Source organism: Streptomyces sp. NBC_00620 (genome assembly GCF_026341825.1).
Classification (GTDB): Bacteria; Actinomycetota; Actinomycetes; order Streptomycetales; family Streptomycetaceae; genus Streptomyces.
Map to the genome: position 1 here is coordinate 2,394,413 of NZ_JAPENY010000003.1, position 25,375 is coordinate 2,419,787.

The 25,375-nt window shown below is 68.8% G+C and carries 26 protein-coding genes, 1 pseudogene and 1 riboswitch; of the genes and pseudogenes, 2 read left to right on the plus strand and 25 right to left on the minus strand.

Going from position 1 to position 25,375, the window contains the following annotated elements:
- Window positions 1–70 precede the first annotated feature (70 nt).
- Window positions 71–189, minus strand: a riboswitch (TPP riboswitch).
- 34 nt (window positions 190–223) lie between these two features.
- The 6 genes from rlmN to rpsB all read right to left on the minus strand — a co-directional run bounded on the left by rlmN (window position 224) and on the right by rpsB (window position 6,140).
- On the minus strand, window positions 224–1,330 hold the full coding sequence (rlmN, locus tag OG246_RS41585) for a 23S rRNA (adenine(2503)-C(2))-methyltransferase RlmN (protein ID WP_266474585.1): 1,107 nt from the start codon (window positions 1,328–1,330) through the stop codon (window positions 224–226).
- 80 nt (window positions 1,331–1,410) lie between these two features.
- Window positions 1,411–2,538 (minus strand): phosphatidate cytidylyltransferase, encoded by a 1,128-nt coding sequence (locus tag OG246_RS41590; RefSeq protein ID WP_266474587.1) that lies wholly within the window; start codon window positions 2,536–2,538, stop codon window positions 1,411–1,413.
- Complete coding sequence (frr, locus tag OG246_RS41595; RefSeq protein WP_266474589.1) at window positions 2,538–3,095, minus strand: ribosome recycling factor; 558 nt, start codon at window positions 3,093–3,095, stop codon at window positions 2,538–2,540. Before frr ends, OG246_RS41590 begins: the two co-directional genes overlap by 1 nt.
- A gap of 204 nt (window positions 3,096–3,299) precedes the next feature.
- Complete coding sequence (pyrH, locus tag OG246_RS41600; protein ID WP_266474591.1) at window positions 3,300–4,070, minus strand: UMP kinase; 771 nt, start codon at window positions 4,068–4,070, stop codon at window positions 3,300–3,302.
- A gap of 190 nt (window positions 4,071–4,260) precedes the next feature.
- Entirely contained in the window at window positions 4,261–5,097 is an 837-nt protein-coding gene (gene tsf, locus OG246_RS41605; RefSeq protein WP_266474593.1) for a translation elongation factor Ts, read from the minus strand.
- Between the two features lie 95 nt (window positions 5,098–5,192).
- Window positions 5,193–6,140, minus strand: a complete 948-nt coding sequence (gene rpsB, locus OG246_RS41610; RefSeq protein ID WP_266474595.1) for a 30S ribosomal protein S2 — start codon at window positions 6,138–6,140, stop codon at window positions 5,193–5,195.
- A gap of 252 nt (window positions 6,141–6,392) precedes the next feature.
- On the opposite strand from rpsB, the gene OG246_RS41615 reads away from it, so the two are divergent.
- Window positions 6,393–7,034: a murein hydrolase activator EnvC gene (locus OG246_RS41615; RefSeq protein WP_266474597.1), complete on the plus strand. Its 642-nt coding sequence runs from the start codon at window positions 6,393–6,395 to the stop codon at window positions 7,032–7,034.
- A 227-nt stretch (window positions 7,035–7,261) separates the two neighbouring features.
- On the opposite strand, the gene OG246_RS41620 is transcribed toward OG246_RS41615, so the two are convergent.
- The 18 genes and pseudogenes from OG246_RS41620 to proS all read right to left on the minus strand — a co-directional run bounded on the left by OG246_RS41620 (window position 7,262) and on the right by proS (window position 22,219).
- Window positions 7,262–7,819, minus strand: a complete 558-nt coding sequence (locus tag OG246_RS41620; RefSeq protein WP_266475062.1) for a TetR/AcrR family transcriptional regulator — start codon at window positions 7,817–7,819, stop codon at window positions 7,262–7,264.
- Between the two features lie 319 nt (window positions 7,820–8,138).
- Window positions 8,139–8,981, minus strand: a complete 843-nt coding sequence (whiG, locus tag OG246_RS41625; protein ID WP_266474600.1) for an RNA polymerase sigma factor WhiG — start codon at window positions 8,979–8,981, stop codon at window positions 8,139–8,141.
- Between the two features lie 271 nt (window positions 8,982–9,252).
- Window positions 9,253–10,398, minus strand: coding sequence for a DNA-processing protein DprA (gene dprA, locus OG246_RS41630; RefSeq protein ID WP_266474601.1), 1,146 nt, complete (start codon window positions 10,396–10,398; stop codon window positions 9,253–9,255).
- The gene (locus tag OG246_RS41635; protein WP_266474602.1) at window positions 10,395–12,020 is read right to left on the minus strand and encodes a YifB family Mg chelatase-like AAA ATPase; all 1,626 of its coding nucleotides are present in this window, start codon (window positions 12,018–12,020) and stop codon (window positions 10,395–10,397) included. The genes dprA and OG246_RS41635 overlap by 4 nt, the downstream gene beginning before the upstream one ends.
- The gene (locus OG246_RS41640) at window positions 12,020–12,394 is read right to left on the minus strand and encodes a YraN family protein (protein ID WP_266474604.1); all 375 of its coding nucleotides are present in this window, start codon (window positions 12,392–12,394) and stop codon (window positions 12,020–12,022) included. Before OG246_RS41640 ends, OG246_RS41635 begins: the two co-directional genes overlap by 1 nt.
- Window positions 12,395–12,545: 151 nt before the next feature.
- Window positions 12,546–12,854, minus strand: a complete 309-nt coding sequence (locus tag OG246_RS41645) for a DUF2469 domain-containing protein (protein WP_003965949.1) — start codon at window positions 12,852–12,854, stop codon at window positions 12,546–12,548.
- A 55-nt stretch (window positions 12,855–12,909) separates the two neighbouring features.
- Window positions 12,910–13,386, minus strand: coding sequence for an NUDIX hydrolase (locus OG246_RS41650; protein WP_266475063.1), 477 nt, complete (start codon window positions 13,384–13,386; stop codon window positions 12,910–12,912).
- 64 nt (window positions 13,387–13,450) lie between these two features.
- Complete coding sequence (gene lepB, locus OG246_RS41655; protein ID WP_266474605.1) at window positions 13,451–14,221, minus strand: signal peptidase I; 771 nt, start codon at window positions 14,219–14,221, stop codon at window positions 13,451–13,453.
- A gap of 168 nt (window positions 14,222–14,389) precedes the next feature.
- The gene (gene lepB / locus OG246_RS41660) at window positions 14,390–15,319 is read right to left on the minus strand and encodes a signal peptidase I (protein WP_266474607.1); all 930 of its coding nucleotides are present in this window, start codon (window positions 15,317–15,319) and stop codon (window positions 14,390–14,392) included.
- Window positions 15,243–16,295: pseudogene (lepB, locus tag OG246_RS41665) on the minus strand (signal peptidase I); the annotation flags it as partial. The pseudogene lepB (OG246_RS41665) and the gene lepB (OG246_RS41660), both read right to left, overlap by 77 nt.
- Window positions 16,288–17,004 carry a signal peptidase I gene (gene lepB, locus OG246_RS41670; RefSeq protein ID WP_266474609.1) on the minus strand — a complete coding sequence of 239 codons (717 nt, stop codon included), beginning with the start codon at window positions 17,002–17,004 and terminating at the stop codon, window positions 16,288–16,290. The pseudogene lepB (OG246_RS41665) and the gene lepB (OG246_RS41670), both read right to left, overlap by 8 nt.
- 45 nt (window positions 17,005–17,049) lie before the next feature.
- Window positions 17,050–17,400, minus strand: a complete 351-nt coding sequence (rplS, locus tag OG246_RS41675) for a 50S ribosomal protein L19 (protein WP_266474611.1) — start codon at window positions 17,398–17,400, stop codon at window positions 17,050–17,052.
- A 132-nt stretch (window positions 17,401–17,532) separates the two neighbouring features.
- A complete protein-coding gene (trmD, locus tag OG246_RS41680) occupies window positions 17,533–18,354 on the minus strand; it encodes a tRNA (guanosine(37)-N1)-methyltransferase TrmD (RefSeq protein WP_266474612.1) in 822 nt (273 codons plus the stop codon).
- Window positions 18,351–18,896, minus strand: coding sequence for a ribosome maturation factor RimM (gene rimM / locus OG246_RS41685; protein ID WP_266474613.1), 546 nt, complete (start codon window positions 18,894–18,896; stop codon window positions 18,351–18,353). The genes trmD and rimM overlap by 4 nt, the downstream gene beginning before the upstream one ends.
- An 84-nt stretch (window positions 18,897–18,980) precedes the next feature.
- Window positions 18,981–19,220, minus strand: coding sequence for an RNA-binding protein (locus OG246_RS41690; protein WP_005479813.1), 240 nt, complete (start codon window positions 19,218–19,220; stop codon window positions 18,981–18,983).
- Window positions 19,221–19,222: 2 nt separating this feature from the next.
- Window positions 19,223–19,642: a 30S ribosomal protein S16 gene (gene rpsP / locus OG246_RS41695; RefSeq protein WP_266474615.1), complete on the minus strand. Its 420-nt coding sequence runs from the start codon at window positions 19,640–19,642 to the stop codon at window positions 19,223–19,225.
- 314 nt (window positions 19,643–19,956) lie between these two features.
- Window positions 19,957–20,553 (minus strand): hypothetical protein, encoded by a 597-nt coding sequence (locus OG246_RS41700; protein ID WP_266474616.1) that lies wholly within the window; start codon window positions 20,551–20,553, stop codon window positions 19,957–19,959.
- Window positions 20,554–20,803: 250 nt separating this feature from the next.
- Window positions 20,804–22,219, minus strand: coding sequence for a proline--tRNA ligase (proS, locus tag OG246_RS41705; protein ID WP_266474617.1), 1,416 nt, complete (start codon window positions 22,217–22,219; stop codon window positions 20,804–20,806).
- A 202-nt stretch (window positions 22,220–22,421) separates the two neighbouring features.
- On the opposite strand from proS, the gene OG246_RS41710 reads away from it, so the two are divergent.
- On the plus strand, window positions 22,422–23,279 hold the full coding sequence (locus tag OG246_RS41710) for an SAM-dependent methyltransferase (RefSeq protein WP_266474619.1): 858 nt from the start codon (window positions 22,422–22,424) through the stop codon (window positions 23,277–23,279).
- Between the two features lie 142 nt (window positions 23,280–23,421).
- Here OG246_RS41710 and ftsH read toward each other — a convergent pair whose 3' ends face one another.
- On the minus strand, window positions 23,422–25,353 hold the full coding sequence (gene ftsH / locus OG246_RS41715) for an ATP-dependent zinc metalloprotease FtsH (RefSeq protein WP_266474621.1): 1,932 nt from the start codon (window positions 25,351–25,353) through the stop codon (window positions 23,422–23,424).
- Window positions 25,354–25,375 lie beyond the last annotated feature (22 nt).

A 25,375-nucleotide genomic window follows, 5' to 3' on the forward strand; every position in this document is an offset into this window, starting at 1 on the left:
CCTGGGATGACCAGGAAGAGACGCGGCCCTGCCCGGGAACCCCTGAGAGTTCCCGGGCAGGGCGCAACAGCTTGAGTATTGACCGAACTTCCTACCCAGAATGACCTGGGCAAGGTTCTGAGGGTCTGCGGCCCACCGGTGACCCGGCTACCGCACTCTCAGCGCTGTGGCGCTCCCCTGTCGGAATATGAAGATGTGGATTGTGCGGTTGTTCCCAGCCAGGTTACCGCTCGGTGGCCGCGAGCTGACCGCAGGCCCCGTCGATCTCCTGGCCACGGGTGTCCCGGACGGTGACCGGCACCCCGTGGGCCGCGATCGCCTCGACGAACGCCTTCTCGTCCTCGGGCCGCGAGGCGGTCCACTTCGAACCCGGGGTCGGGTTCAGCGGGATGAGATTGACATGCACGGGCTTGCCCTTGAGCATCCGCCCGAGCCGGTCACCACGCCACGCCTGGTCGTTGATGTCCCTGATCAGCGCGTACTCGATGGAGAGCCGACGCCCCGACTTGGCCGCGTACTCCCAGCCAGCGTCCAGCACCTCCCGCACCTGCCACCGCGTGTTCACGGGTACGAGGGTGTCGCGCAGCTCGTCGTCCGGCGCGTGGAGAGAAATGGCGAGGCGGCACTTGAAGCCCTCGTCGGAGAACCGGTTGATCGCCGGGACAAGCCCGACGGTCGACACGGTGATGCCACGCTGCGAGAGGCCGAGCCCGTCGGGCTCGGGGTCGGTCAGCGCACGGATCGCGCCGACCACCCTCTTGTAGTTGGCGAGCGGCTCACCCATGCCCATGAAGACGATGTTGCTGAGCCGCGACGGACCACCCGGGATCTCCCCATCCCTGAGCGCCCGCATACCGTCCACGATCTGGTGCACGATCTCGCCGGTGGAGAGATTCCGGTCCAGCCCGGCCTGCCCGGTCGCACAGAACGGGCAGTTCATCCCGCACCCGGCCTGCGAGCTGATGCACATGGTCACCCGGTCCGGGTACCGCATCAGTACGGACTCGACGAGCGTGCCGTCGAAGAGCCGCCACAGCGTCTTGCGCGTGGTCTCCTGGTCGGTCGACAGATGCCGCACGACCGTCATCAGCTCAGGAAGCAACGCCTCCTGAAGCTTCCCGCGCGAGGCGGCCGGGATGTCCGTCCACTCCGCGGGGTCGTGCGCGTACCGCGCGAAGTAGTGCTGCGACAGCTGCTTGGCACGAAACGGCTTCTCACCGATCGCGGCAACCGCCTCTTTACGCTCGGCAGGCGTGAGATCGGCGAGATGCCGCGGCGGCTTCTTGGCTCCGCGCGGGGCGACGAATGTGAGTTCTCCGGGCTTAGGCATGGCTGTACCAGTGTCGCAGACATACGGAGGGGGACTCGCCGCCCTGTGGACAACGAGCCCCCAACCGATAAAACCGCAGGTCAGCCGGACCCGACGAAGATCACCAGCAGCAGCCACACGACCGGAGCCGTGGGCAGAAGCGAGTCCAGCCGGTCCATGATGCCGCCGTGGCCCGGCAACAGCGTGCCCATGTCCTTGATGCCCAGGTCCCGCTTGATCATGGACTCGCCGAGGTCACCCAGCGTGGCGCTGGCCGCGACCGCGAGGCCGAGGAGCAGGCCCTGCCACCAGGTGCCGTCGTCGATCAGGAACTCCATGCACAGCGCGCCCGCCGCCATCGCGAAGGTGACCGCTCCGACCAGGCCCTCGCGGGTCTTGCCGGGGCTGATGCGCGGCGCGAGCTTGTGCTTGCCGAAGCGCCAGCCGATCGCGTACGCGCCGGTGTCGCTGACCACGGCGAGCAGCAGGAACGTGAGCACCCGCCAGGAGCCGTCGTCGGCCGTGAGCATCAGGGCGACGAAGGTGGCCAGGAACGGGATGTAGAAGGCCGCGAAAACGCCGGCCGTGACGTCCTTCAGGTAGCCCTCGGGGGGCTCCGTCATACGCCAGACCAGGATGGCCAGCGCGGTGAGCGCCATCGCCACCCAAGCGCCCTCGGCACCCCTGACGTAACCGGAGACGACCATCGCGGCACCGCCGAGCGCCAGTGGCACGAGAGGCGCCTTGATGCCCTTGCGCTCCTGGAGCCGTGACGTGAGCTCCCACAGCCCCACCACCACGGCTACCGCTATCACGCCGATGAACACGGCTTTGACGATGAACAACGACGCGACGATCACCGCGCCGAGCCCGACGCCCACCCCTATGGCCGCACCCAAGTCGCGCCCCGCGCTCTTCTTCTGCGGTGCGGGGGCGGGCTGTGGGGCGCTGGGCATGGGCTCCTGCGGCTTCTGCGACGAGTCCCCGTGGGGCGCCGTCGCCGGTGTGTCGTCGCGGAACAGGGGACCGCTCAGCCGAGCGGCCCCCCGGTCGTCATCCTGGTCTCCGCCATGTGCGGGTACGTCGGGCACGATGGGCATGGGCCGAGTGTGCTGCGCGTCATACGCATCGTACGTGGGACCCGCCGGGGCAGCCCCCTGGACAGGCCCCTGCTCGGACGGCCCCCAGTACCCGGCTTGTGGCGGCGCCCCCCAGGAAGAGTCGTTCATCAGACCTCGAGCAGCTCCGCTTCCTTGTGCTTGAGGAGCTCGTCCACCTGGGCGGCGTACTTCGCCGTGGTGTCGTCGAGTTCCTTCTCCGCACGGCGGCCCTCGTCCTCGCCTACCTCGCCGTCCTTGACCAGCTTGTCGATGGTCTCCTTCGCCTTGCGGCGGACGGAGCGGATCGAGATCTTGGCGTCCTCACCCTTGGTCTTGGCGACCTTGATGTACTCCTTGCGGCGCTCCTGGGTCAGCTCCGGGAACACCACCCGGATGATGTTGCCGTCGTTGCTCGGGTTGACACCCAGGTCGGAATCGCGGATCGCCTGCTCGATGTTGCGCATCGCGCTCTTGTCGAACGGGGTCACCACCGCCATACGCGGCTCGGGCACCGAGAACGAGGCCAGCTGGTTGATCGGCGTCAGCGCGCCGTAGTAGTCGGCCACGATCTTGTTGAACATCGCCGGGTGCGCACGGCCGGTGCGGATCGCGGCGAAGTCCTCCTTGGCGACCACGACGGCCTTCTCCATCTTCTCCTCGGCCTCGAGGAGGGTCTCTTCGATCACCACTTGCTCCTGCGTGTCTTGAGTAGGCCCGGCAGCTGTTCCTCGTAGGGGTGGCAGCCGGCTGCGTCGCGTCTTATTCCTGCACGGTTCCGGACCGGCAGGACATTGTCCATCCCCCGGTCAGGGTCCGTACCCGGTCGGGGCCCGTCCCCGATCAGGGTCCTTGCCCGGTCCGGGTTCGACCCCTGTCGGAGTCGGTTCCCGTCAGGCCCGGCTGCTGTGTTCACCCACGAGTGTGCCGATCTTCTCACCCTTGACGGCCCGCGCGATATTGCCCTCCGTCAGAAGCTCGAAGACCAGGATGGGCAGCTTGTTGTCCCGGCACAGCGTGATGGCGGTCATGTCGGCGACCTTGAGGTCGCGGGTGATGACCTCGCCGTAGCTGAGCGAGTCGAACTTGACCGCTTCGGGGTTGGTCTTCGGGTCGGAGTCGTAGACCCCGTCGACACCGTTCTTGCCCATCAACAGGGCCTCGGCGTCGATCTCCAGGGCGCGCTGCGCGGCGGTGGTGTCGGTGGAGAAGTACGGCATGCCCATACCGGCGCCGAAGATGACCACACGGCCCTTCTCCAGGTGCCGTACGGCACGCAGCGGGATGTACGGCTCGGCGACCTGCCCCATGGTGATGGCGGTCTGGACACGGCTGTCGATGCCTTCCTTCTCCAGGAAGTCCTGGAGGGCCAGGCAGTTCATGACCGTGCCGAGCATGCCCATGTAGTCGGAGCGCGCCCGGTCCATGCCGCGCTGCTGGAGTTCGGCGCCGCGGAAGAAGTTGCCGCCGCCGATGACGACCGCGATCTGGGCGCCGCCGCGCACGACGGCCGCGATTTCGCGGGCGATCTTGTGCACCACGTCGGGGTCGACGCCCAGTCCGCCGCCACCGGCGAACGCCTCGCCGGAAAGCTTCAGCATGAAGCGTCCCGTGCCTTTGCCGTCGTCGGTCTTCTCGCCCTTGTCGGCCTGCGTGGTGGTCATGGGTCTCTCGCCTCTTTACGTGTCACACATACAAAGAAGGCCACTGCCGGTGGGGTGTTGTTCGCATCCCATGCTCGGCAATGGCCTCCTCGTCAGATCTGCTGTCGTCCGACACGCACGCGCGCGTGCCCACGTACGCGGACGACTGCTGTCGACCCTAGCGGGGTCGGGCGTCGATCGCGGTACGGACTCAGATGCCGACCTTGATGCGCACGAAGCGCTTCAGGGTGACACCGGCCTCGTCCAGGACCTTCTGGACGGACTTCTTCGGGTCCAGCGCGTACGGCTGACCGAGAAGGGTGGCGTCCTTGAAGAAGCCGTTGACGCGACCCTCGACGATCTTCGGAAGGGCGGCCTCGGGCTTGCCCTCGGCGCGGGTGGTCTCCTCGGCGACGCGGCGCTCGGACTCGACGACCTCGGCCGGAACGTCCTCCTTGGAGAGGTACTTCGGCGCGAAGGCGGCGATGTGCTGCGCGACACCGCGGGCGAGCTCGGCGTTGGCCTTGTCCAGCTCGACCAGGACACCGATCTGCGGGGGCAGGTCGGGCATGGTGCGGTGCATGTACGAGGCGACGTAGGCGCCGGAGAAGTCCGCGAAGCGGTCCAGGACGATCTTCTCGCCCAGGTTGGCGTTGGCCTCGTCGACGAACGCCTGAACCGTCTTGCCGGACTCGATCTCGGACGCGAGCAGCGCCTCGAGGTCGGCCGGGGAGGTCTTGACGACGTGCTCGGCGATCTGGTTGGCGACGGCCTGGAACTTCTCGCCCTTGGCGACGAAGTCCGTCTCGCACTTCAGCTCGACCAGGACACCGGAGGAGTTGTCGTCGGCGATGATGGAAACCACAGCGCCGTTCTCGGCGGAGCGGCCCTCGCGCTTGGCGACGCCCTTCTGGCCCTTGATGCGCAGCGCCTCGACGGCCTTGTCGACGTTGCCGTCGGCCTCGTCCAGCGCCTTCTTGCAGTCCATCATGCCTGCGCCGGTGAGCTCACGGAGCTTCTTGACGTCGGCGGCGGTGTAGTTCGCCATGATTCCTGGAATCTCTCTCGAAGTCTGAAGATCTACGGGCCGAACGGCGGGGGCTTGGTGTGCCCCCGCCGTTCAGAACCCGAAGGGGTGAGGGGTCAGGCCTGCTCGGCGTCCGCGGCGGGGGCCTCGTCGGCGACCGGGGCTTCGGCGGCGGGCGCCTCGGCGACCGGAGCCTCAGCGACAACCTCGGCCTGCTCGGCGTCGGCGACCTTCTCGGTCTCGGCGGAGGTCTGGACCTCGGCGGCCGGAGCCTCGGCGTCGTCGGCCTTCTTCTCGCCCTCGAGCAGGTCGCGCTCCCACGCGGCGAGCGGCTCGCCCGCGGCCTTGTCACCCTCGGCGGCCTTGCCGGCACCGGAACGGGAGATGAGGCCCTCGGCGACGGCATCGGCGATCACGCGGGTGAGCAGGGTGACGGAGCGGATCGCGTCGTCGTTGCCCGGGATCTTGTAGTCGACCTCGTCGGGGTCGCAGTTGGTGTCGAGGATGGCGACGACCGGGATGTTGAGCTTCCGGGCCTCACCGACCGCGATGTGCTCCTTCTTGGTGTCCACGATCCAGACGGCGCTGGGCACCTTCTGCATCTCGCGGATACCACCGAGGGTCTTCTCCAGCTTGGCCTTCTCGCGCGAGAGCACGAGAAGCTCCTTCTTGGTGAGACCCGACGCGGCGACGTCCTCGAAGTCGATCTGCTCGAGCTCCTTGAGGCGCTGCAGACGCTTGTAGACGGTCGAGAAGTTGGTGAGCATGCCGCCCAGCCAGCGCTGGTTGACGTAAGGCATGCCGACGCGGGTGGCCTGCTCGGCGATGGCCTCCTGCGCCTGCTTCTTCGTGCCGACGAACATGACCGTGCCGCCGTGGGCGACGGTCTCCTTGACGAACTCGTAGGCGCGGTCGATGTACGACAGCGACTGGAGCAGGTCGATGATGTAGATGCCGTTGCGCTCCGTGAAGATGAAGCGCTTCATCTTCGGGTTCCAACGACGGGTCTGGTGACCGAAGTGGACGCCGCTTTCCAGCAGCTCCCGCATCGTGACGACGGCCATGGCCGTTCTCCTTGGTGTTCTCGGTTGTGCCGCGCGTGCCGGACGGCACTCGCGCCTGACGCCCACTTGCGCCTTGCCACTAGGGACCGAGAGGCGCTGACACCGGCTGTTTCATGGCCTGATGTCGGGGCGTGCGAAGTCGACCCGGTCGCCCGGATCGCCACCAGAAGTGTACGGGACCCGAGAGGCACCGGGTGACGCCGCTGTCCACAACCGGCCGGTGCTCCACAGATCCCAGCCATGATCCGCCCGATGCGGGACGGTTCTCGCATGCGAGCGAAACGATGTCTGCGTACATGGCTGGGCCTGCTGCTGGGTTTGACGGTGACCGTCCTGGGATCCCTGACCCCGTCCGCCTTGGCACGTACGACCGGACCCGCACCGCCGGGCCCCACGGGACCACGGGAACCTTCAGGCGTTCCGGGAGCCGATCCGGCGGTCCCGGCTGTGGCCCGCGCGTGGCCCGTGGGCGTACGTCCCTTGGTCCTACGGGGCTGGGAACCGCCGGCGACGACATACGGCCGAGGTCACCGGGGCGTGGACCTCACCGCGGCTCCCGGCACACCGGTACGGGCCGTCGCACCGGGCCGGGTGTCGTTCGCGGGCAGAGTCGCGGGACGCGGAGTGGTCTCAGTGGAACTGACCGCCACGGGCACCCCACCTCTGCGCACGACATACGGTCCGGTGCGGGCAACGGTGGAGAAGGGCGCCGAAGTCGCGACGGGCGAGGTACTGGGCACCGTGGAACCAGGCAGCCCCCACTGCCCGACGTCATGCCTGCACTGGGGCCTACTCAGAGGAAAGACCTACCTGGACCCACTGTCACTACTCCCACCTTGGCTACTGAGCAGGGGCCCGTCCCGCTTGCTGCCGGTGGCCGGGGTAAAGCCGTAGCCACCTCCGCTGTAGACACGCGTGCCGCTACAACCGCTCTCGCCGTGGGCATGCGCCCGCCCTGCAACCACCCCCGCTGCGGGCATGCGGCCGCCCTACAACCGTCCTAGCTGTGGGCATGCGTGCCGCTAGGGGCGGCACGGGTGGGCACAGCGGCACCCCGCAAGCGCCGGGCTGCGCGACCCACCCCCGACACCAGCCCCATCACCAGGCCGGCAACAGAGGGCTCAGCCCCGAACCCCCCGCAGAGCCATAGCAACCGCAGCGTCGGTAATGGAGCCCGGATCCTCCGCCGCCCCCAGCTCAATCCGCCGCACAGCCGCATCCACCACACCCTGGAGAAGCATCGCCGCCAACCGCGGCTCCGCATGCCCCAGCTCCCCGAGCGCCTCAACGATCATCGCGACAAGCCCACCATGAGCCGCCCGGATCTTCTCCCGGGCCCCGGCATCGAGCTCGCTCGCGGAGATGGCCACCACGGCCCGGTGCCGCCGGTCCCCGACAAGGGCCAGCTGCTGCCGGACATACGCCTCGACCTTGGCCTCCGAGGTCTCCGCCCGCTGCATCGCGTCAGACACCTCCGCCGCCCAGACCGGAAAGTCGACCTCGCACAGCTCTTCGACCACGGCAGCCCGCGACCGGAAGTACTCGTACACGGAAGACCGCGCAAGCCCCGTGCGCTCGGCGAGAGCCGGGAAGGTCAGCGCCTCCGTCCCGCCCTCGGACAGCAGGGACCGCGCCGCGTCCAGCAGGGCGGCTCGCTGCATCGACCGGTGCTCGGCCACGGAGGCCGCTCGAATCCTTGGCACGGCCACCACTTTACGGACGGACCGCCCCGGACGGCAGCCACTCCGATGACCCGACGATTCGAAGCGACGACGAAAAGGGGACAAGCCAGCGCGAAGCCGCAGCCGAAACAAGGACGGGAAAGGACCGGACAGGGGCGGGAAATGGCCACGCCAAAAGACGAGACAAGGGTGAGAGGAAGGACGGGACGAGGGCGACGGCGAGGGGAAGGACGAAGTCGAAAGCGAGGGCGAAGGCGAGGGCGAAGGCGAAGACGAGAGCGAGGCAGAGACGATTCAGCGCCCTCCCCCGTCGACGTCAGCGCCCGAAACTGGCCAGCTTCGCCCGCAGCTGAAGCACCGACTTCGTGTGGATCTGACTCACCCGGCTCTCGGTCACACCCAGCACATTGCCAATCTCCGCGAGCGTGAGCCCCTCGTAGTAGTAGAGCGTGACCACGGTCTTCTCCCGGTCGGGCAGCGTGTTGATCGCCCGCGCCAGAAACCTCCGCAGCTCCCGGTCCTCGGCGACCTCCACCGGATTGTCCGCCGCGGTGTCCTCAAGGGTGTCCATCAGACTCAGCCGGTCACCACCCTCACCACCGACGTGCAGCAGCTCCTCCAGAGCCACCACGTTCGCCAGCGACAACTGACTGAAGACCGCGTGGAGTTCCTCCACGCCGATCCCCATTTCGGAGGCCACCTCACCCTCCGACGGGGTACGCCGCAGCCGCGCCTCCAGCGTCGCGTAGGCCCGCTCCACATTGCGCGCCTTCTGCCGCACCGACCGCGGAATCCAGTCGAGCGCCCGCAGTTCGTCGATCATCGCGCCCCGGATCCGCGTGATCGCGTACGTCTCGAACTTGATCTCCCGCTCGATGTCGAACTTCTCGATCGCGTCGATCAGCCCGAACACCCCGGAGGACACGAAGTCCGCCTGCTCCACATTGGCCGGCAGACCGACGCTCACCCGCCCCGCGACGTACTTCACCAACGGCGAGTAGTGCAGGATCAACTGCTCCCGCAGCCGCTCGTCGCCCGTCGACTTGTACGACCGCCACAACTCGTCGAGCGTCGAGGGAGCGGGCGGGCGCACGCTGCGGCCTTCACGGGCGGCTGGGGGGATCGCCGCCCGGTCGGACCCGGAGGTGTGCTGGGGCATTCGTCGCCTTGTGCCGTTCTGCCGTGAACTGGGGATGCCTGGGTGATCTGTCCGTCTGATGTCGAGTTGCCTGTCTGCGCCGGAAACCCCGTGAGCGTAGCGTGACTGGAGCGTCGCAGTGCGCGAAGGGCGGCGGATCACCCCTGCGCAGAGACGTTCCGCGGGGCGTCCCCCGGACTCCCGATGGTCGCCCTGCGTGACCATCGGGAGACGCCAACTGCGGGAATTGCCAAGGCTGTCGGCGTTCGCCCGGACGGCCGAACACGCTCGGTCAACACTCGCTCCGATCACCGCGGACGGAGATCATTGCCTGGCGTGTCAACTTCCAGCCGTCGCCGTGTCGTTCGACGAAACCAAGTGCTCGGAGTTCGTACAGTCTCCCGACCGCCTCGTCCGTCGTGGTCCCCGCGTCACGGGCGACCTCCTCGGCTCCTACCAGGCCGCGAGCCGGCAGCGCGGCCAGCACCCGCCCCGCGCCCGGTTCGAGCAGGTCGCGCGGCAGCACGGGCCCTCGCCGGTCGGGGGCCAGCTCTCCTATGTCGCCCACCAGCTCGGCGACTTCCGCGGCATCGGAGACAAGGACCGCTTCCCCGCGCAACAGTTCGTGCACCCCGGCCGACAGCCCGCTGGTGACGGGGCCAGGCACCCCTATCGTGAACCGTCCGAGCCGCTGCGCCGCGCGTGCCGTGACCAGCGCGCCGCTGCGGTACGCGGCCTCGACGACCACGGTCCCCCGGGTGAGTGCGGCGATGACCCTGTTCCTGAGGATGAATCTGCTCGGAGTGGGGTGATCGCCGGGCGGCAACTCCCCCACCACCAGCCCCTGTTCGGCAATTCTGGTGATCAACTGGGTGTGCCCGCGCGGGTAGGGCCGGTCGACTCCGCAGGCCAGCACGGCGACGGTGGCGCCGCCCGCCCCGAGGGCGCCCCGGTGCGCGGCGCCGTCCACGCCGTACGCGCCCCCCGACACCACCACCCAGCCCCGCTCCGCGAGCCCCGCGCCCAGCGTGGCCGCCATGTGCGCGCCGTACTCGGTGCAGGCCCGCGCTCCGACGACGGCGACGGAACGCAGTGCCCATATCCGCAGGCTCGGCAACCCCCGCACCCAGAGGCCGGTGGGCCGGGCATCGCCCAGATCGTCGAGCTGCACGGGCCACTGCGGCTCACCGGGGCAGATGAATCTCACCCCGGCGTCCTGCGCCTGGGCCAGATCCCGCTCCGGCCGCATCCCGGCGGCCCGCCCCCGGAGCCCCTCCCACCGCCTCACACTCGCCCCGGGCAACGGCTCCCGATCCTCCACCAGCCGCCGCGCCACCTCAGCCGCCCCGAACTCCCGCAGCCACCGCCCTCCGAGCTCGTCACCGGGTTCGATGACCCGCGCGAGGGCGACGCGGGCCATACGTTCGTCGTAAGTCATGCCGGTGAACCGATCATCATCGGCACCCCTCGGGGGACCCCGGTGCGCAGTTGCAGGGCCAGGGCCACATCCCCGGCGTCAGGCCTGTCGTGTCCCGAGAGGTCGGCCACCGTCCAGGCGACGCGGAGCACCCGGTCCAGGCCGCGCGCGGTCAGCACACCTCGTTCCAGCCCGCGCTCGGCGTCGTCCATCGCTCCCGGCAGTGCCTGCCAGCGACTGCGCAGTTCGCGCCCCGGCACCTCGCTGTTCGTGTGCCACGGAGTGCCGGCCAACCGCGCTGCGGAACGCTCACGGGCGGCACTCACCCGGTCGGCCACCGTCCGCGTCGACTCGCCGACGGCACCGACCGCAGTCAGTTCGGCCCGGGTGACCGGCTCGACCTCGACCCGCAGATCGATCCTGTCGATGAGCGGCCCGGAGAGCCTGGCCTGATACCGGCGGACGGAAGAGGGCGGGCACTCGCACATGTCGTTCGCCACGCTGAAGCGCCCGCAAGGACACGGGTTGGCCGCGAGGACCATCAGGAACTTCGCCGGAAAGCGCACGACACCGGCGCTGCGAGCGATCACGACATGCCCCGCCTCCAAGGGCTGCCGCAGGGCATCGAGCACGAAGCTGCTGAACTCCGGCGCCTCGTCCAGAAAGAGCACACCTCGATGCGACAAGGACACCGCGCCGGGCCGGGCAAGCCCTTTGCCGCCGCCGACGAGCGACTGCATCGTCGCCGAGTGATGCGGCGCGCAGTACGGCGGGATGTCGACCATCGGCTTGCCCGGTGGCAGCAGACCCGCCACGGAGTGGATCGCCGTCACCTCCAGGGATTCCTGCCTGCTGAGGCGTGGCAGCAGCGAAGGCATCCGCTCGGCGAGCATGGTCTTGCCCGCGCCGGGCGGCCCTTGAAGAAAGACGTGGTGCCCTCCGGCGGCCGCGACCTCCATGGCGGTGCGCGCCGACATCTGGCCGACCACGTCGGCGAGGTCGTGCCCCTGGTCGTGTTCCGGCACAGCCATGCCGCACAGGCCGGTCGCCTCTCCCGTGCCCGGCATACGCAGTCCCGCCAGCAGCGGATCCGGCCGCCCCTGCTCGTCCGGATCCTCCTCGGGCACCGGTTCGTCCGTGAGCACGGCGATCAGCTGGCGCAGACTGCGGACCCCGAGCACCGAGACCCCCGGCACGAGCGAGGCCTCGGCGGCAGCGCACTCCGGCACCACCACCTGCTCATAGCCCACGTCGGCCGCGGCCAGGACCGCCGGCAGGACACCGCGCACCGGCCGGACCCGTCCGTCGAGCCCCAGCTCGCCGATCATCACGATGTCGGCGAGCACGCGCGGATCGATCCGCTCGGACGCACCGAGCACGGCGCAGGCAACCGCGAGGTCGAACCCGGACCCTCCCTTGGGGACGGAAGCCGGGCTCAGTCCGACCGTCAGCTTCTTCTGCGGCCACGACGCCCCGGAATTCACCACGGCGGCCCTGACCCGGTCCTTGCTCTCCGTCAGGCTCTTGTCCGGCAGTCCCACCAGGGTGAACGCCGCGACACCGGGTTCCAGGTCCGCCTGGACCTCCACGACGACGCCCTCGACGCCGACCAGGGCCACTGAGCACGTACGGGCGAATCCCATCAGGCCACCCCCCGCGCGTGCTCGACCACGGGCGCGCCGCGGTCGGGGAGGACGACGCCGATCAGGTCGATGCGGACGCCGCCCGGTGGTGCTCCACCGTGTTCCTGGAGCCAGCGTTCGGCCAGGCCGCGCAGGCGTTGTGCCTTGGCCGGCGTGACGGCCGCCATCGGGTGTTCGAAGGCTCCCGTCTTGCGGGTCTTGACCTCGCAGACGACCAGCGCGTCGCCGTCGCGGGCCACGATGTCGATCTCGCCGGCCCTGCCGGAGCGCCAGTTGCGCGCCAGGACCGTCATCCCGGTCTCGGTCAGCCGCCTTGCGGCCAGATCCTCGCCGTACCTGCCGAGTGCACTGCGTTGTGCGTTGCGTGTGTTCATGTCGGCACCACCTCCGGCGCCAACATTGCGGCCATTTCAGCCCGCTATTGGATCTTGGTTGACGAGCGGCCGATTGTGGATAAGTCCGTCACCCACACGAGCGGGCGCCCGCCTCACGAGCGGACGCCCGACCAACAGCCGTCCCGCGTCATCAGCCGCCCGGCAGCTCCAGATCGCTCTTGTTCAGCTCCTCGATATTCACGTCCTTGAACGTGAGTACCCTCACCTGCTTCACAAAGCGAGCGGGCCGATACATGTCCCACACCCAGGCATCCGCCATGGATACCTCGAAAAACACCTCACCCTGGACCGAGTGCACCTGCATCTCGTAGTCATTGGTGAGGTAGAAGCGCCGTTCGGTCTCGATCACATATTTGAACAGACCGACGACATCGCGGTACTCCCGATAGAGCTTCAGCTCCATCTCGGTCTCGTACTTCTCGAGGTCCTCGGCGCTCATGGCATGTTCCCCTTCAGCCGTGCGTCCCCCCATTGTGCGCCAGCCCCGGGAGCCCCTAGACGATTTCGGTGTCGAGGATCTCAGGTGTGGCCGGGGGACCTTCGTCGAGCAGCCTGCGCAGCAGCTCGGCGAGTCTGGTCGGATACACCGTCTCATGTGCCTCGGTCAGTTCCTGGCACGTCCACCAACGAGCTCCGGCGACACTGCGCCGTTCCAGCTCCGTCAGCCCGGCGGCAACCGTCACCGTCTGGGTCGTACGGGCCAGGTAGTACCACTCGTCCTGGTCCCAGCGACGCCCCGCGAAGGGGAAGGAGCACATCCGCCGCCACAGCACCGGGCCCAGCTCGACCTCGGTGATGCCGGTCTCCTCCGCGAGTTCCCGCAGTGCGGCCTCCTCGCGCGTCTCCTCGCCCTCCAGACCGCCGCCGGGCGTGAACCACCAGTCGTCCGAGGGGTCGTCGGGCTCATGCCCGTGCAGCAGCAGAATCCGTTCGTCGGGGTCGAGCAGCACCACACGGGAGACCTTCCGCAGCCCGCCCCGGTACTCGTCCGGGGCCCCGGTCCCGCCGTCGTGGGGACTCCCGTCGTACGACACCTCAGCCGGCACCGGCGAGCTCCGTCCGGGCCCGGCCGCGCCGACCCGCCCGCTTGGCGATCGGACCGTACGCCGCCCCGCCCATGACGAACACCGCGCCCGCCACCACCGCGCCGACGATCAGGCGCAGCGGCCCCGGCTCGGAGAGGCTGCCCAGCGTCTCGAAGCCGGTCGGTTTCTTGAGCATGCCGTTCATGGGCCAGACGACGGCGTCGACCCGCCCCTCGACGGCGCTGCGCGGCACGGTTCCGCTGGCGGCGTCCGTCAGGTGGGCGGTGGAGTCCAGCGAGCCGGTGCGCTCGTCACCGAGCAGGAACAGGTTGCCGTCCGGAACCGTGACGGTCGGGATGCTCGTGATCTCGGCCGCCGAGCCCTCGGGGAGATACGGTTCCTCGATCTGCTTCCCGTTGACGGTCAGCTTCCCGTCCGTGCAGCAGGCGACCTCGTCGCCGCCGACGGCGACCACCCGCTTGACCATCGGTACGTCGCCCCAGCTGGCCTCTTTGAAGACGACGACGTCACCGCGCCGGATCTCGCCGCCGTCGACGCGCTGCGCCAGCACACGATCCCCCGCGTTGATCGTCGGCGTCATCGATCGAGTGGGCACGGTGTACGGCCGGTAGACCACCGCCCCCCAGACGAACCCGCCGAGGAACAGCGCAAGGCCCAGCGCGACGGCGACCCCGGACAGCACTTCTCCGGTCCGGCCGCTCGCCGGGGTGTTGCGTGTGCCGCCGCGCGCGGCCGTATCTGTCGAGCTCTCGCCACCCATGGATCCGCACCCTACCCGGGGGTACGGGCCGAGGTCAGCCCATGGTTCGGATCACGCACACGGGCCTTACCGACTCCTCACCGCACGGCGGAAGGCCCGTACAGCCGAAAAGGCCGGTGCGCTCGGACGAATCCGAACACACCGGCCCCAAAAGGACGCTTCAGAGCGTTACTTGGACGCCTTCCGCCGACGCCGCACCAGCACCAGCGGCACAGCACCTACGAGCGCCGCGGCACCCGGCGAGGTGATGGCGGCCGCCGCCTTGCTGTTGAGGCCCGACTGGTCGAAGGTGTCCGGAACCGGGAGGGTGCCCCAGCGGTTGATGGGCCACGCCTTCACGATGGCGCGCCCGACGACCTCGTCGACCGGGACCATGCCGTGGTTCTTGTCCGTCTGGTTGTAGCGCGAGTCCCGCGAGTTCTGGCGGTGGTCACCCATGACCCAAATTTTGCCCTCGGGAACGGTGACCTTGAACTGACCGCCGTCCTCGTCGACGCTGCACGGGGTGTTCCCCGGGTACACGTACGGCTCGTTCAGCGCCTTGCCGTTGACCGTCAACGGTCCGGTGCCCTTGCACTCGATGGTGTCGCCGCCGACCCCGACGACCCGCTTGATGAGGTCCTTCTCCTCCGCGGACGGCATGAGGCCGATCCAGCTGAGGACCGTCTGCAAGGCGTTCGGGTCGGCCACGGGCTCGCCCGCCAGCCAGTTGTCGGGGTCGTGGAAGACGACGACCTCGCCGCGCTCCGGCTCGGAGCCGAACCATGGGGTCAGCTTGTCCACCAGAACGCGGTCACCCTGCTGGAGGGTGTTCTGCATCGAGTCCGAGGGGATCGAGAACGCCTGGACCAGGAAGGTCTTGATGAGCAGCGCCAGCACCAGGGCGATGCCGATCAGGATCGGCAACTCCTTCCAGAAGGAGCGCTGCTTGGTCGACTTGGCGTCCTGCTCGGCGCTCTCCTGCTCGGCGCTGTCGTCCGCGGACCCGCTCTCGGAGTTTTCGGCGTCTACAGCTGAGGCAGCCGAGTCGTCGGGCCGCTCCGGCCGCCCTTCGGGACCCTCGTGTCCGGACCGTGCGCCGACCGCCACATCCCCCACATCCACTCCTCACTCCGTGCCGCAGCCCGCGTCGGATTCGCCGCAGGCCCACCACTCCCATAACGAGCGGGAGTTCCGCAGGGCTCGGGAGCGGGATCAATCCGTCTGGATCCGCAGGGGCCACCCTATGCGACGCAAGGAGAGCGGAAGTCGACCCACTTGGCGCGTCGGCGACGGACGCGTAGGTACCCGGCTCCTGCAGGCGCGTCCAGTTCCCGATGGGCCAGGCGATGATCATGGCCCGGCCGACGACGGAGTCCTCGGAGACGGTGCCTTTGTACTTGTCGGAGCGGTGGTAACGGGAGTCCGCGGAGTTGGACCGGTGGTCGCCCATGACCCACAGCCGCCCCTCGGGCACCTTCACCTCGAACGCGAAGTCGGAGGGCTTGTCGCCGGCGAGGATGTACGGCTCACTCAGCGGCGTTCCGTTGACGGTCATCCGCCCTTGTGCGTCACAGCACTTGACCGTGTCGCCGCCGACCCCGACGACCCGCTTGATGAGGTCCTTCTCGTTGTCCGACGGCAGCAGGCCGATGAAGGTGAGCCCTTGCTTGACCTGCTTGACGACGATGGGGTCGTCCGCCTTCTTGGTCTCCTCCGCCGTGAGCCAGCCACCCGGGTCCTGGAAGACGACGACATCGCCTCGCTGGGGCTTGGAGCCAAACCACGGGGTGAACTTGTCGACCAGGACACGGTCGCCGATCTGGATCGTGTTCTCCATGGAGCCCGACGGGATCACGAAGGCCTGGACGAGGAAGGTCTTCAGGACCAGGGCTATGAGCACCGCGACGCCGACGAGGAGAGGTATCTCCTTGACCGTCGAACGCCGCCTGCGCCGCTTGATCTTGCGCGCGAGCTTGCGCCGCTCCACGCGGCTGGGGCGGCCCGCGCTGCCGGAGGCGCGCCGGGTTCCGGTGGGCAGCAGGTTGTCGGCGGGATGGCTGGAAACTCCGCGCGGTCGGCCGCGGTTACCCATGGGCACCGTCCGCGGCGGGCACGCGCGCGTAGGCACCGGGGCGCGTCAGCCGGGTCCAGTGGTCCGAGGGCCAGGCGATCCAGTCGGCTCTGCCGATGACTTCGCCGACGGGGATCATGCCGCCTCCGGGGGATCCCAGGTGGTCGCGGGAATCGCTGGAGTCGCCGCGGTGGTCGCCCAGCAGGAAGAGGGTGCCGTCGGGCACGACGACGTCGAATGGCACGTCGGACGGGCTGTCCCCCGGGTACAGAAACGTCGACTCGTCGACCGACCGGCCGTTCACCTCGAGCCTCCCCTCCTTGTCGCAGCAGACCACGTGGTCTCCCCCCACACCGACAACGCGCTTGATGTAGTCGGCGTTTCCGAAATACCCAGTGCCGTCGAAGACAACAACGTCGCCCCGCTGCGGCTCAGCACCGAAACGGTACGCCAACTTATTTACGAGAACGCGGTCCCCGATCCTCAATCCCTGCTCCATGGAACCGCTGGGAATCTGGAACGGCTGCATCACGAAGCTGCTGAAAAGGAGCAGAAAGAGCAGGCAGACCAGCGCGGTGAGGGTGAACCGCCCGCCGGGAAGCCAGTCGGCGGCGCGGGCCACCAACGCGAAACGCGACCGTCCCTCCCGTCCCTGCGTGTCCGAGATCTCCTCGGACTCACAAGGGCGGGAGGAGCGGTCGCGCTCCGTGTGCTGTGCTTCGGTGTTCATCGGAGCCAGATGCTATCCGGCTCCGATATGAGCACCTCCGCGAGCTCAGTTGTCGCGCTTCTCCTTGATCTTCGCGGCCTTGCCGCGCAGGTCGCGCAGATAGTAAAGCTTGGCGCGACGCACGTCACCACGGGTGACGAGCTCGATCTTCTCGACGATCGGAGTGTGCACCGGGAAGGTGCGCTCGACGCCCACGGAGAAGGAGACCTTGCGGACCGTGAAGGTCTCGCGGACGCCCGAGCCCTGACGGCGGATGACTACGCCCTTGAACTGCTGCACACGGGAGCGGTTGCCCTCGATGACGCGGACGTGGACGTTGACGGTGTCACCCGGGCGGAAGGCCGGGACGTCGGTGCGCAGCGAGGCGCTGTCGACGGAGTCGAGCAGGTGGGTCATTTCGTCTGCTTTCTTCGCTGATGCCACAGGTCATCAACGGAAGTCGTTTCCAAAAGAGGTGCTGTCTTCGTCGGGGCGGGCGTCGTGTCCCCCTGTGGCAGGGGCGCACGCCGGACGACGCACAACAGCCCCCTATTGTTCCACGGCTTCCGGGCTGCGCCCAAATCGGCCGTCGGGCCCCGGCGCCCAGCCCAGGATCGAGAGCATTTCGCGGTCCTTCTTGTCGAAGGCCGAGGGGTCGCAGCGCTCGATGAGGTCGGGCCGGTTCATCGTCGTACGCCGCAGCGCCTCGTCCCGGCGCCAGCGGGCGATCTTCCCGTGGTGGCCGCTGACCAGCACCTCGGGGATGTCACGGCCACGCCACTGAGGGGGCTTGGTGTAAATCGGCCCCTCCAGGAGGTTGGCCATGGCCCCGGGGGCGAAGGAGTCGTCCCGGTGCGACTCCGCGTTGCCGAGGACACCCGGCAGCAGCCGCGCCACGGCCTCCGTGATGACGAGCACGGCCGCCTCACCGCCGGCCAGTACGTAGTCGCCGATGGACACCTCGTAGACGGGCATCCGGGTCGCGTACTCGTCGATCACGCGGCGGTCGATGCCCTCGTAGCGGGCGGGCGTGAAGACCAGCCAGGGGCGCTCCGAGAGCTCGACGGCGAGTTCCTGGGTGAAGGGCCGTCCGCTGGGGGTGGGGACGACGAGGACGGGCCCGTGCGAGCCCGTCTCGTAGCCGTCCGTGAGCACCGAGTCGAGGGCGTCACCCCACGGATCGGTCTTCATGACCATGCCGGGGCCGCCGCCGTACGGGGTGTCGTCGACCGTGTTGTGGCGGTCGTACGCCCAGTCACGCAGATCATGCACGTGCACATTCAGCTGTCCACGCGCGCGTGCCTTGCCGACCAGCGAGACGTTCAGCGGTTCCAGGTACTCGGGGAAGATCGTGACGACGTCGAGCCTCATTCGCTCTCGTCCCTCGACGACGCGATCTCGGCCTGGTCGTCGATGAGCCCCGGCGGCGGGTCGATGACCGCCCGCTGCTCCTCCAGGTCGATCTCGGTGACGATCTCCTCGACGAACGGGATCAGCACCTCCGTCCCGTCCGGCCGCTCGACCACGAAGAGGTCCTGCGACGGCAGGTGGGCGATCTCGGTGATCCGCCCGACCTCGGCGCCGTCGACCGTGACGACGTCCAGGTCCATCAGCTGGTGGTCGTAGTACTCCTCCGGGTCCTCGGGCTTGTCGTCCGGGTCGACCTCGGCGATGAGCAGGGTGTTGCGCAGCGCCTCGGCGGCGGTCCGGTCGCGGACGCCCTCGAAGCGCAGCAGGAGCCTGCCACTGTGGACGTGGCCCGTCTCGATCGTCAGCGGTCCGGCGGAGGCCGGGTCGGTGAGCAGGACGGCGCCGGGCCCGAGCCTGAGTTCCGGCTCATCCGTACGTACCTCGACGGTGACCTCGCCCTTGATGCCATGGGCGCGGCCGACGCGAGCGACTACCAGCTGCACTGTGCTTGATCTCCTGTCGGTACGACTACGGGCCGGGGACGGCCCGATAGGCCCTCCCCGGCCCGAGCCGGTGCTGCGTGTACGTCAGCGGACGTGGTCCACGTCGACGAGGTCGACGCGGACACCGCGACCGCCGATAGCACCCACGACGGTGCGCAGAGCGCGTGCGGTGCGGCCATTGCGGCCGATCACCTTACCGAGGTCGTCGGGGTGAACCCGGACCTCGAGAACGCGCCCGCGGCGCAGGTCGCGCGAGGCGACCTGCACATCGTCGGGGTTGTCGACAATGCCCTTCACGAGGTGCTCGAGAGCCTCCTCGAGCATGCTCAGGCCTCGGTCGACGCGGACTCGGCGGCGGCCTCGTCCTTCTTCTCAGCCTTCTTCTTCTGGGTGATGGCCTCACCCTTGCCCGTGTCGTCGCCACCGAGGGCTTCGAACAGCGGGCGCGCGGCCTTCGGCTCGGCCACGAGCAGCGGAGCCGGGGCGGGCAGACCCTTGAACTTCTGCCAGTCGCCGGTCAGCTTGAGGATGGCGAGAACCGGCTCGGTCGGCTGCGCGCCGACACCCAGCCAGTACTGCGCACGCTCGGTGTCGACCTCGATGCGCGAGGGGTTCTGCACCGGGTGGTACAGGCCGATCTCCTCGATGGCCCGGCCATCACGGCGGGTACGGGAGTCGGCGACGACGATGCGGTAGTGAGGCGAACGGATCTTGCCCAGACGCTTCAGCTTGATCTTGACTGCCACGGAAGTGGTGTCTCCTGGTCTTGACGTGGTTGGGCACGGCGAGATGGCCGCGTGGGGTTGCGGTACCCGAGTGCCCGATGGACGCGTCAGCCGGAGGAGAGAGGGGTCCTATGCGACTGTCGAGTACAGCTAGCCATTCTGCCACACCCTGACGGCGGACCGGACCCCGGTCGCGCCCTTACCTGGGCACGACGGCTCCCGGCGCCGGGACTAGCCGGACGTCGACCGTGTGTTCCGGCACCCACGAGGTGCCGCCGCTCACCGCCGAAGCCGACCGGGCCAACCGCACAACCCGACGCCTAAGGGATACCGCCTCAGCCCGCTGCCGCGCCGACCACCTCAGGAATCCGGAAGGGTTTGCCGCACCCCCCGCACACGATCGGCGCCTGCGCCAGCACCGACGGGACGACCCGTACGTTGCGGCCGCAGTCGCACACCGCCTTCACGCGCACGCCTCCTCCGGAGGAGCCGTGCCTGGCGGCCGGCCCCCGGAAGCTGCGAGTCGTGTCCGCGGCGGTCGCGACGGTGTGTGCCTTGAGGGCGCGCTGCAACCGCTCCATGGTCGGTCGGTAACGCCGCTTCGCCTCGGGGTTGAGCGTGACCAGTGAGAAGCCGCTACTGGGATGCGGCTCCTCGGGGTGGTCCAGGCCCAACTCCTCGGCGATCGCGAGGAATCTGCGGTTGTGGTACCGGCCGGCGCGCGAGGTGTCGCGGACTCCGCGGGCGGCGGCGATGCCGTGGACTGCCTCATGAAGCAGTCGCTCGAAAGAGAGCTCGTGTCCGCAGGCGGACGACGACTCTCCGATCAGGGACTCTGGCGCGGCAAGATCCGGCAGTTCGGGGTGGTGCCGCTGAATATCGGCCCACGCCCCTGCCAGCTCTGCGGCGAGAACAGGTGGTGTCGTGCTCACGTAATGACAACGAGCCGGGGTGCCTCTGTGTTCCTATTCCGGGGCATCCCAAATAATTTGCACGTACCCGTCAGTTGCCGCTGATGCGTCCGGACGAGGGCGGGTGCGCTGATCTGCGGAGAAGCCTCACAGTTCATACCTAGCCGGTACGTAGAGACCCGTACGCCCCGCCGCTAGACGAGGTCCGCGTGCCGGGGCACCTGTGGTCATCAGATGCGCAAGAGGCGTTTCGGCCGCCCTTGGGGCAAACCTAGTACGCGCGCGCCACGACAGCGACGTTACCGGGTGAATCGTCGGCCTCGGGCACCGACCCGTCCTCGGCGATCAGACACCGTACGGTCACCGAGTGCTCGGCCAGTCTGGCCTCGCCCTCTTCGCCGAGGTCGGCCCACGGGATGCGCGCCCAGCCGCCGGCCACGGCGGCCTCGACGGCCTCCTCGATCGTCGACACCTCCGCCGTCCGGGACTCACGCCGCGCCCGCGACTGCTCGAGAAGCAGCGCCTGGTCCTCTTCGAGGACGGTGGGCAGCAGGGCGACGAGGCCCTCGATCGCCACCGGCTCCTTGCCGCCGCGGATACGGCGGACCAGCATCGCGGTGCCGTTCTCCAGGTCACGGGGTCCGACCTCGATACGTACGGGTACACCCTTGAGTTCCCAGTCGACGGCGCGGCGCCCGAAAGGCGTGTCCGTGCGGTCGTCCACGTGCACCCGCACACCCGCCGCCTTCAACTGCTCGCCGATCTCGCGGACCTTGGCCAGAACCGCATCGTCGCCCTTGATGGCCAGTACAACGGCCTGAACAGCCGCAAGGCGCGGCGGCACCCGCAACCCACTGTCATCACCGTGCGACATGATCAGGCCACCCACCATGCGGGTCGAGGACCCCCAGGAGGTCTGCCAGACGAGCTCCTGCTTGCCCTCCTTGGACAGGTACTGGGTGTTGAAGGCCTTCGCGAAGTTCTGCCCGAGCTCGTGACTGGTGCCCATCTGCAGGGCCTTGCCGTCGCCCATCATGGCTTCGAGCGTCAGGGTGTTGATGGCTCCCGCGAACCGCTCACTCGCCGTCTTGCGGCCGAGTACGACGTCGATCCCGAGGACGTCGACCATGAAGTCGGCGTACACCTTCTCGTGGATGTACGCCGCGTACTCCCGGGCTTCCTCGTACGTGGCGTGAGCCGTGTGCCCTTCCTGCCAGAGGAACTCGGTCGTACGGAGGAACACGCGCGGACGCATCTCCCAACGGACCACGTTCGCCCACTGGTTGATCAGCAGCGGCAGATCGCGGTAGCTCTGCACCCACTTGGAGAAGTAGTCGTTGATGATCGTCTCCGACGTGGGACGGACGACGATCGGCTCCTCGAGCTCCTTGCCGCCGCCGTGCGTGACGACCGCGAGCTCCGGGGCGAAGCCCTCGACGTGCTCGGCCTCCCTCGTCAGGTACGACTGCGGGATGAAGAGCGGGAAGTACGCGTTCTGGGCACCCGCTTCCTTGATGCGGGCGTCCATCTCCTGCTGCATCCGCTCCCACAGCCCGTACCCGTACGGCCGGATGACCATGGTGCCGCGCACCGGACCGTTGTCGGCCAGCTCGGCCTTGTTGATGAGGTCCTGGTACCAGCGCGGGAAGTCGTCCGCCTGGGGCGTGAGAACAGGTGCCTTAGCCATGGCGCGATGGTACGGGCACACGTTGCCGGGATGTGAATTCTTTCCGAGCGCACAACCGGAGCACAAACCGGGCGCCGAAACCCCTGGACGGCACGTCGAGCGCGGAGTTTCCTGGCATACGGGGGGAGTGCGGGGCGCACTGCTACGGGGGCCAGGCGAAACGGGGAACAGCGGCAACTCTCGGCGGATTGGGGCGCTTTCGATGACACCTACGCTCGTGCGGCAGCACCTACCTCACGCGGGGCCGGCGCCCCGGGTGGACCCGTGTGCACGCGCGCGTGACTGGGCCGAGATCCAGGAGCGGATGCTGGTGCCGCTCCACGAGGCCCTCTACGAGCGACTCGAAGTGGGCACCGGAACGCGGCTGCTCGGCCTCGGCTGCGGTTCCGGGCTCGCCCTCCTGATGGCGGCCTCCCGGGGCGCCGCCGTCACTGGTGTCGACTCCAGGTCGCCCGAACGAGTGACTCTCGCACGGGAGCGGTTGCTGCCGCAGACGTGGGGCACGCGCGCGCGTGCCGACACCCGTCTCGTCGACGGCACCCCCGAAGACGTGGCCGACGCGGGAGCACCCGCGTTCAACCTGGTCACCGCGTTCGAACCCATCGGGTGTGTGGCCGGGGACTCCGAAGGGCTCGTGGAGCTGCTGGAGTCGGCGACACCGCTCGCCGAGCGAGGGGCTCCCGTGGTGCTCGCCGGGTGGGGGCCGCCGGAGCGCTGCGCCACGTCGTCCGTGCTGCGGGTCGCCGCCAAGTTGGCCGACCCCCTGCGGAGGGTGGGCAGTTGGCGGGCCGCCCGTCGTGACGACCTCGAGGAGGTCGCCCAGCGGGCCGGGCTGAAGCCGGACGGGTCCGGGCGGGTCGCCTGTCCGTTCGGGTATGCCGATGTGGACAGTGCGGTGCGGGGGTTGTTGTCGACGGGGCTGTTCGACGCGGCGGTCGGGGCCACGGACGAGGTCCAGGTCGACAAGGAGCTCCGGGAGGCGCTCCATCCTCATCAGCGGCGGGACGGGACCGTGTGGATGGCGAATGTCTTCCGGTATCTGATCGCTCGTACGGGGTGAGGTCTCAGGCGGGTTTCGCCCCCTCCGCCCCTGCCCGTCCCGTTCCTGGGGGCTGCGCCCCCAGACCCCCCTGTCGCGCTGCACGCTCGTCCTCAAACGCCGGACGGGCTGAAAGATCTCCCCCGGCCGGGGACAACATGCTCTACCCCTCCTTCCTCAAGCGCGTGACCCCCGCGATCCGGTACGCGTCCGCCTCCTCCAGTGTCTCGCTCGCCAGGAGCGCCTCCGCGAGAGCGTTCAACTGGCCTCGGTGGTCGCGGAGTTTCTGGCATGCCTCCTCGTAGCACTCGTCGACGATGCGGCGCATCTCGTGGTCGATCGTGTCGAGGGTCGCCGGGGCGGCCGAGAGGCCGTAAGCCTGCTGGGCGTCGTTCGGGAGGGCGGAGAGGCGGCCGACGCGGTCGCTCATGCCCCAGCGGGCGACCATGCCGCGCGCGAGGTTCGTGACCTGTTCCAGGTCGTTCTCCGAGCCCGTCGTGACGACTCCGTAGACGACGTGTTCGGCGGCCATGCCTCCCAGGGCACCGATGATGCGACCGCGCAGGTACTCCTCCGTGTACGCGTACCGGTCCGCGTCCGGAGTCGACAGCGTGACGCCGAGAGCGCGCCCGCGCGGAACGATGGTGATCTTGCGGACCGGGTCGGCACCGGGCTGGAGCATGCCGAGGAGGGCGTGGCCGCTCTCGTGGTAGGCGGTGCGGCGGCGTTCCTCGTCGGGCATCACCAGGGGGCGTTCGGCGCCCAGTTGCACCTTTTCTAGCGCTTCGGAGAGGTCCGCCTGTGTGACCTGGTCCTGCTTGCGCTTGACCGCGAGGAGAGCCGCCTCGTTGGCGAGGTTGGCCAGATCGGCACCGGTCATACCAGGGGTCGTACGGGCCACCTGGGTCAGATCCACATCCGGGGCCAGCGGAATCCCCCGGGTGTGGATCTCCAGGATCGCCGCGCGGCCGCCACGGTCGGGCGGCGAGACAGTGACGACGCGGTCGAAGCGGCCCGGGCGGGTGAGCGCCGGGTCCAGGATGTCCGCGCGGTTCGTCGCGGCGATGACGATCACGCCCTCGGAGCCGGAGAAGCCGTCCATCTCGGTGAGGATCTGGTTCAGGGTCTGCTCGCGCTCGTCATGGCCGCCCATTCCGGAACCGCCGGCCCGCGCCCGCCCGATCGTGTCGATCTCGTCGATGAAGATGATGGAAGGGGCCACTTTGCGGGCCTCGGCGAACAGTTCGCGGACCCGGGACGCGCCCACGCCCACGATCATCTCGATGAACTCCGACGCCGAGGCCGAGAAGAACGGCACCCCCGCCTCCCCCGCGACCGCCCGCGCGAGCAGCGTCTTTCCCGTACCGGGAGGGCCGGCCAGCAGCACGCCACGGGGCATCTTGGCGCCCATCTTCCGGTACTCGTCGGGGTTCTTGAGGAAGTCCACGACGTCGTTGAGTTCGCCCTCGACCTCGTCGATCCCGGCCACGTCCGCGAACGTCGTGCGCGTGGCGCCCGGCTGCAGCTCGACCGGTTTCGGCGGCGCCTTGCGGCCCAGCATGCCGCCCGCACCACCCATGCCCGCGCTCATCCGCCGCGCGATGAAGATCCACAGGACGACGAGCAGCAGCATCGGTGCCAGCGAGATCAACAGGTTGAAGAGGAAGCTGCGCTGCTGGACGACCGGCTCGGCGGTCACCGTGACGTTGTGCTTGTCCAGGTTCTCCCAGAGCTGGTCGTCCGCGAAGGACGGCCGCTGGGTCTTGAACTTGGTGTACTTCCCGTCGCCCTCCGGGTTGTCCTGGGCCTTCTTGAGCTGGCCCTGGATCGCGTCGCCCTTGGAGTAGATCTTCGTGACGTTGCCGTCGTCGACCTGCTTGCTGAACTCCGTGTAGGAGATCGTCGGCTCGTCGCCCTCGTTGAAGAAGGACAGCACCAGGTTGGCGATCAGGTACACCACCAGGGCGGTGAGGATCAGACCACCCCAGCCGCCCGGCATCTTCCTCTTCCCGGAAGGCGGCGTCGGCTCGGGCGGAGTGCCCTCGGTACGCCACGGCTGGTCAGGGGCCTTGCGCGGCGGCACAGGGTTGCTCATATCCGGACGTTACGACAGGAAA